The organism is Reichenbachiella sp., from assembly GCF_039944555.1.
Classification (GTDB): domain Bacteria; phylum Bacteroidota; class Bacteroidia; order Cytophagales; family Cyclobacteriaceae; genus Reichenbachiella.
The window spans coordinates 1224813-1231832 of sequence record NZ_JBDUYN010000007.1 but is presented as its reverse complement, the minus strand read 5'-3'; the positions used below and the strand labels follow the sequence as shown (position 1 = coordinate 1231832).

Here is a 7020-nt window from a genome sequence, read left to right as displayed (position 1 = left end):
TTTTTCGTCCGGATTACCGATGGCGACATCTTCAAGTCCGTCATTATTTATATCTCCAATGAATCTGATTTCTCTGCCCAAATAGGTGGTGGCGTCGATACCCGGAATATGAAAACCATTGTGACCATTGAATTCCATGGTTGAGGCATCAATCACGGCTGGAATTTGAGCGCTAACTAATGATGAAAAGAATAGCAATATAAGAAAACAGCGAATAGAAGTGGTTTTGCTGGTCATACGATAGTGGTTTTTATTTTGAACGTTGATATAATTAAGTGTATTTATTTAAGGATAAATTGCATTTTTACAATATCAACTTAGGCAAATTTAATATTCTCTTTAGCTAAATACATCGCCTTAAATATGTAAAATGAAATATCACTATAAGTAGTGATACAAGAAGAATAGATCAGTTATGGCCTACATTGGAAATTTTTAAAGCGCTGGGTTTGGCCTTCTAGGACTGTGATTTATGTCGTCTTGTGGTCACTCAAGAAATAACTATTAATAGTTCCGAATTCTGTGAAATTTCTTGTTGTTTACTGAATCTTTTTGAATGGTAATGGCGTTCTTCAAAGCCAATGTCTGCAGAACTTTTTATAATAGGTCAGACTGACATTCAATAAATAATTGATCACTCTGTCTTACAAAAACAACTGGCTATAAGGCAAAGCATAACCCGCAAGTTTTTATGAAATATGATGAATTTCCGATAGCAATTTTGTTGCTATTCGCAGGAATTATTTTGTTCTTTTCGTGTACTGAAGAAACAGAATTGAAACAGCCAAAGGATGCTGTTTATACCACTATCACTGACACCAACTTTGAAAGAGCACTTATTGCTCTCGATATCGATACCGAAAAAGAAGAAGATGGGAAAATTCTGACCTCGGATATTTCTCAAGTTTCAGCACTTGATATTTCGGGTCGGAATATTTCGAGCCTGGCCGGTATTGAAGAATTTACCGATTTGGAGACGCTAAATGTGGCTAAGAATAAACTTACGCAACTGGAATTGGATCAACTCACAGCTTTGACCTCGTTGGATGTGTCAGGAAACGCTTTGACCAGTTTGGATATCAGCCAGTTGACCTTGCTGGAGGTCATGATAATCAACAACAATCCTGATCTTCATTGCGTGTATATTTCAGAAAATCAGTCGGTCGCAATCGTGACCAAAGACGATCATCAAAACTTAGCTTCTGACGACTGTAAAACCCAGGAAGCGTTTATTAGGATTGACGATGAGAATTTTGAAAAGCAGCTTATAGCATTGGGAATAGATAGTGATGGCACTGTGAACCAACAACTTTTACGCGAAGACGCTATTGCAGTGACCAAGCTAAGCTTGACAGTAGCCACAGGGTCAAGTGCAGCTATTAAAATAAAAGATTTGACCGGTATCGAGGCATTTGTAAACCTTACCGAATTGTATGTTGGGAATCACTTACTCGATGTGCTTTCGCTAGCCGCCAACACCCAATTAACTACCCTGGATGCTGGTATCAATAATCTGAAACAGATCGAACTCAGTACTAATAAGAATTTGGAAGTGCTGAGTTTGCTTGCCAACGAACTTTCAACGATTGACCTGAGTGAAAATAAGCGATTAAAAGAGATTGACTTGTCTGTCAATGATCTTTCGTCAATCGAAGGATTGAATGAAGCTGTAAACCTTACCTCTTTGAATCTTTCTTTTAATCTATTGGAAACCGTGAGTGTGAGCTTGCCGCTGTTAGAAACATTGTCTGTTGAAAACAATACTTTGAAAGCGCTGGATGTACGCGATACCCCGCTGCTAAAAAGTCTGAATGCGAGGGTGAATTCAATTACAGCTCTGGATGTAACCAATCACAAGGCTCTGGAAACATTGATCCTTTCGGCCAATGAAATTGAAACTATCAACCTGAATAACAACGTCAACCTTGAACTCCTATGGATATCAAGTAATCACTTGACCGGCCTTGATGTTAGTAGTTTGTCAAAACTCTACAATATCACTGTAGATAGAAATCCTGACTTAGACTGCATTCAAATCGCTTCGGGACAGGCCATCGCAAGCATCGGCAAAGAAGATCGTCAGGAGTTTAGAGAAGGTGGTTGTTCAGAGGGTGCTGAGGAATACATTACGATTCCTGATGAAAATTTTGAGCGCATGATGGTACTCTTTCTCGATGATTCGGATGGATTGATCAATCAAAAAATACTTAGATCAGATGCAGAGCAAATCATCACATTGGACCTAAGACAATCCAGCACTGCCAATGAGGCTGTTAAAATCAAAGACCTTGCAGGCATCGAAGGTTTTGTTAACCTCGAAAAACTATATGTAGAAAACAACCTGTTGGAAAGTTTAGATCTTAGCAAAAATACCAATCTCACGACCCTGTACCTGCAAGGCAATTTACTGACCAACCTGGACGTGAGTGCCAATACACAATTGAAAGACACCAACTTCTCTGATAATTGGTTGGAATCTATCAATTTGGGAAGCAATACGAATTACACCAGCTTGTTCCTTCATGACAATAAACTGCAGACAGTGGATGTAAGTGCGCAATCGGCATTAAAAGACCTATTTCTTCAGGATAATGCATTGGAGTCAGTGAACCTAAGCGCGAACCTCGCTCATTTATATCTCCAGGATAATCAACTTACAAAGTTAGATGTGAGTACGCTTGCAGAGTTGACCACGTTGTTCGTAAAGAGAAATGCGGGACTTAGCTGTATCAAAATATTTGATGGTCAAAACTTCACATCCCTGGCTACGGACAGCCATCAGGCATTGAACGTCAATTGTGATTGACGGGCTCAGGAGGTTGTGACAGACATCAAAACTGCCGTCTGAAACAGTATCACGTTGTCACTTGAATGCCAGAGACTTTTTCAGTTTTACGTCGCCTTTGAGGAATATGTGATGCTGTTTGATGTTTTGAGATTCTTTGATGATGTGGTTGGTGTTGATGATAGATGATCGATTGATCCTTTTGAAGATTGAGTCAGGAAGGTTGCTTTCCATGTCTTTGAGTGTATTCCTGACCAGTATCTCGCTGGAGTCCACTTTATGAATTTTGCTGTAGTACCCGTCTGCCTCGATCCAAAGTATTTCATCAGCTTGGAATAAGTGTTTCACAGCACCTTCATTGATTTCGATCTTTTTGTTTGAGAAATATGGTGATGATTTTACCAGATTCAGAATAGCGTGTATGTTGGAGTACTGCTCTTTCTTCACTGCTCGTTGAATGGCTTGATCAAATCGAGATTTATCATACGGTTTCAGCAAGTAGTCCGTTGCGGCTAATTCAAATGCTTTTACCGCGTATTCGTTGTAGGCCGTGATGAAGATGATTTGCCCTTCAAAGGTATTTTTTAGTCCGGACAAAACTTCGAAAGCGGTCATGTCCTTCAATTCTATATCCAAGAGGATTAATTGTGGCCTTTTTTTAGTAATCAAGTCAAGTGCCTTCTTTCCACTTTCTGCTACACCTACCAGCTCCAGATTGCCATTTTCTTCAGCAAATTTCATGTGCCTTCTGAGTGCAACTTTTTCGTCTTCTATGATAACTGTTTTTATCTTTTTCATTGGCCAAATGCTAATTCGTTAATGACCCAAGAACCTTCTTGATAAGTTTTAATATTTGAATCTTTGGAAAAATAACTTTGCAATCGTTGCCGTACAATCCGTAATCCGACACCTTCGACAATGTAATCCGGCAACGGTTGTCCATTGTTTTTAATAATGACGATTTTCAATTCGCAATTGATCTCGACAACTATTTGTAAGGGTTGTTCCAGGTTTTTAAATCCATGTTTTATACTATTTTCTATCACCGGCTGAAGGATAAGGGGAGGGATCTTAAATCCCGATGAGGAGGGCTTTATTTTCCATTCTACAATGAGTTGTTCTTCATGCCGAATCAGCTCAATCATCAGATATTTCTTAAGGAGTTCGACTTCCTGATCTATTTCAATCAGTGTTTCTGGTTCTAATGTAATTGAAAATCGGAGTAAGTCGCTCAGCCCGATCAGTGCCTTTTGTGCTTTATCAGTATTTTCTTCTATCAACGCCACGATCCCGTTAAGTGTATTAAATAGAAAGTGAGGTTGTAATTTGGCCTCAATCGCATTGATTTTGACTTTGCTCAGCTCGTTTTCGACCTGCTTTTGCTTTAAGATACTTTGTTCTCGTTCACTAAAATAGTCGTAAGCAAAAATGGTGGCTACAAAGAGGAAGTAGCTTTTGGCAGAAGAGTGAAAGTTGGATATCAGGCCTTCTGAAACGAAACTTTCATACCAGGTGTAGGACAGATGCCCTGACCAAAAACCAATGAATAGAAAGAAAATCATCAGGGCGATCATTTCATAGCCCACAAGGTGCAGGAGAAAGAGTGGAATTTTTAATGTAGTTGGCTTTTTTTTGAGCAACTCGTAGCCTGGTTTTATCCAAAAAAAGATCATACCTAAGCCAACCAATGCGGCTACAACGGGAGATCTCAATGCCGCCATCCAACCTTGCTCAGATTCAGTAGAGAGTTTGTATAGTATGGTCTGAGTGATACCTATCACAGTGATTACCGCCCAAACTGTCGATAGCCATGCATTTTTAGACCTTGGTATGCTTATCATGTGCTAATGGTTACTATAATAAAGTATTTAATATTCGGCCGTGACCATACAGTTAATAAAATGTGTATGCTCAAATAGTATTTCCTTAAAGTAATTAATTTGAATTCAAATATTGGGAACCTCGGTACGCATTATACTTCATAAATCCTGTGTTTCACTTCAAATATTTTGTTGGTCGGTGAAGTAGCCTCATTACTTCGTTTTACTTCTTTAGCTTAGGAATATGAAACCGACAGGTCTCGTGATTGTGCGCTCAAAGGCATACATCAGAGCCCTTGTGGTTCCCGCTTCGGCGTACCAACGCCACTGAAGATAAAAAGACAAATCATACACAGATGAAAAGAATAACACTATCACTAATTGCCGCTTTTTTAACCATGTTTGTTCTTGGGGGCTTATGGAATGCCTTGATTATGGAAAATTTCTATTTAAGTCATTCTCCATCCATCATTAGACCACCAGAAGCATTCAACTTGCCAGTAATTGCTTTAGGCTATTTTGTTTTAACTGCGATCATGACCCTCATTGTTGTTCAAAATTTCAATGAAAACCCTAAGTTCATTGGTGGATTCATGTTTGGAGCCACATTTGGAGTTGCGGCCACCTTACCGTTGTATCTAATCCTTTGGGGGAGATGGGACTTTTCGATGAGCTATGTGCTGGTAGACAGCATATGGCACCTGTTCGAAGAAGGGATAGGCGCCGTGGTCCTATGCAAAGTTTTCTATGGTACAGAAATGAAAAAGGAGGTTTTGACTTCGTGATGGTACCATTAAACCCTTTAATTCCTTTCATAAACCATCTCTAACCATTTTTCATTAGTTCAACTTTAAACATTTCATATGAAAACAGTATACACAATCTCGCTCGTACTTGTTTGGTTCATCCTGAGTCCTATTGACTTGCAGGCGCAAGGTGTTGCTTCGCAGCCCTACCGCCAATATTGCTTTGTGGAGTTGATGCCGAATGATTCTATAGCTTTCGGGGAGGAGGAAGCTAGGTCAATTCAGGTTCGACATATGGCTAACATCAGGCGGATGGTTGAAGAAAAGAAGCTCTTGTTAGCTGGTCCGTTTATGGATGGTGGAGGTTTATTTATTTTAAATACCTCTCAACTTGACGAGGCTAGGTTGTGGGTTGATAATGATCCTGCAGTTATGGCTGGAAGGTTTAAGTATAAGATAAAACTTTGGATAACAGAAAAAGGGCTTCTGAGCTTGGAATCCAACTGATAGTACTTTCACTTAACTGCAAAAATGGTAACCCTGGTTTCATATTTATGAGTATCTGTTTCACAGGGCCAGGCTTGGCCAAATACTAATTAGGAACTCTCGTACATTAACAACATGAATAGAAAGAAATTTATAAAAAAAGGAATTATCTCATCGTTGGGAATTACACTCTTGCCTCATACTCTTTTTGCAAAAGCTATAGACCAGGCCACAGCGCTTGACCACGAATTGGTATATGAATTTGTAAAGGTGGCCCATGGAGACTTCGAAGAGGTAAATAATCTGCTAACCAAAACGCCCACCTTGTTGAATGCTTCGCATGACTGGGGTAATGGAGATTTTGAAACGGCGCTTGGGGCCGCAAGCCATATGGGTAATAGGGAAATAGCCATGTATCTGATTGAGAAAGGAGCCAGATATAATTTGTTTACCGCGGCAATGCTCGGCGACCTATTGACGGTCAAGGAAACACTGACCAAATACCCTACCATGGTAACAGCAAAGGGGCCTCATGATTTAGATATGATTCATCATGCAAAAGCTGGTGGAGAACAATCGAAAGACGTGTTGGCTTACCTTCAAAATTTTACAACAAGTAAAAAAGAAAGAATGCCAGATCGAAAGGACTTGGTCTTTGCGACAACACCTTATGAAGCGCTAGCTGTTAAGTTGGTTGATTTCTTTCATGACGAGGGAGGGAAGACCAAAGAAGAATTCATAACTGCTTACTTTTCGTCTAAACAAAAGGGAGAAGAATTTTTTGATCTTGTTCTTGATAGAATAGAGCCTCCGGCAAGCATCGTAGAATTAGAAGGAAAAACACATGAGGAGTGCAGATTGATTTTGACCAAAACAGATAATTCGACTAACTATTATTTCAAAATGGCCTTTACCAGCAAAGAACCCCACCAGATAACCAAAATCATGGCTTCCGGAAGCAGAAAAGTACTCGAAGTACCCTTTACTTCAGAGTAACAGACTGAATCTTAAATAAATTGGATAATTATTAATACGGCTTTATCCTTATTTAAGAGCGTTGTATTTGCGGCGTGATTTTCTTGAAATTGCAGAAATCTATGGTTTTATAACTTTGGTCTCCAATTTCTGTTGGCTCACCGAAAATTAAATGTTCGAATATTTGATGTGATTATCTTGGATAAAA

The 7020-nt window shown here is 39.4% G+C and carries 7 protein-coding genes; 4 read left to right on the top strand and 3 right to left on the bottom strand.

The window, feature by feature from the left end; translation table 11 throughout:
- Positions 1-237 (bottom strand): integrin alpha (locus ABJD64_RS13820; protein ID WP_348179486.1); only part of this gene is annotated, 237 nt, incomplete at its 3' end.
- Between the two features lie 454 nt (positions 238-691).
- Here ABJD64_RS13820 and ABJD64_RS13815 point away from each other — a divergent pair.
- Positions 692-2806 carry a hypothetical protein gene (locus ABJD64_RS13815; RefSeq protein WP_348179485.1) on the top strand — a complete coding sequence of 705 codons (2115 nt, stop codon included), beginning with the start codon at positions 692-694 and terminating at the stop codon, positions 2804-2806.
- A 57-nt stretch (positions 2807-2863) separates the two neighbouring features.
- Here ABJD64_RS13815 and ABJD64_RS13810 read toward each other — a convergent pair whose 3' ends face one another.
- Together ABJD64_RS13810 and ABJD64_RS13805 are read right to left on the bottom strand one after the other, a co-directional pair.
- Positions 2864-3583, bottom strand: coding sequence for a LytTR family DNA-binding domain-containing protein (locus ABJD64_RS13810; RefSeq protein WP_348179484.1), 720 nt, complete (start codon positions 3581-3583; stop codon positions 2864-2866).
- A complete protein-coding gene (locus ABJD64_RS13805; protein WP_348179483.1) occupies positions 3580-4626 on the bottom strand; it encodes a histidine kinase in 1047 nt (348 codons plus the stop codon). Before ABJD64_RS13805 ends, ABJD64_RS13810 begins: the two co-directional genes overlap by 4 nt.
- Positions 4627-4961: 335 nt before the next feature.
- On the opposite strand from ABJD64_RS13805, the gene ABJD64_RS13800 reads away from it, so the two are divergent.
- From ABJD64_RS13800 to ABJD64_RS13790, 3 genes are all read left to right on the top strand, one after another.
- Positions 4962-5390, top strand: a complete 429-nt coding sequence (locus ABJD64_RS13800) for a DUF2177 family protein (RefSeq protein WP_348179482.1) — start codon at positions 4962-4964, stop codon at positions 5388-5390.
- Between the two features lie 78 nt (positions 5391-5468).
- Entirely contained in the window at positions 5469-5858 is a 390-nt protein-coding gene (locus ABJD64_RS13795; RefSeq protein WP_348179481.1) for a YciI family protein, read from the top strand.
- Positions 5859-5972: 114 nt separating this feature from the next.
- Positions 5973-6833 carry a hypothetical protein gene (locus tag ABJD64_RS13790; protein ID WP_348179480.1) on the top strand — a complete coding sequence of 287 codons (861 nt, stop codon included), beginning with the start codon at positions 5973-5975 and terminating at the stop codon, positions 6831-6833.
- Positions 6834-7020: the final 187 nt, after the last annotated feature.

Coding starts and splice junctions, on each gene's coding strand:
- ABJD64_RS13795 (WP_348179481.1), top strand. CDS start 5,469: ATGAAAACAGTATACACAATCTCGCTCGTACTTGTTTGGTTCATCCTG.
- ABJD64_RS13810 (WP_348179484.1), bottom strand. CDS start 3,583: ATGAAAAAGATAAAAACAGTTATCATAGAAGACGAAAAAGTTGCACTC.
- ABJD64_RS13805 (WP_348179483.1), bottom strand. CDS start 4,626: ATGATAAGCATACCAAGGTCTAAAAATGCATGGCTATCGACAGTTTGG.
- ABJD64_RS13815 (WP_348179485.1), top strand. CDS start 692: ATGAAATATGATGAATTTCCGATAGCAATTTTGTTGCTATTCGCAGGA.
- ABJD64_RS13800 (WP_348179482.1), top strand. CDS start 4,962: ATGAAAAGAATAACACTATCACTAATTGCCGCTTTTTTAACCATGTTT.
- ABJD64_RS13790 (WP_348179480.1), top strand. CDS start 5,973: ATGAATAGAAAGAAATTTATAAAAAAAGGAATTATCTCATCGTTGGGA.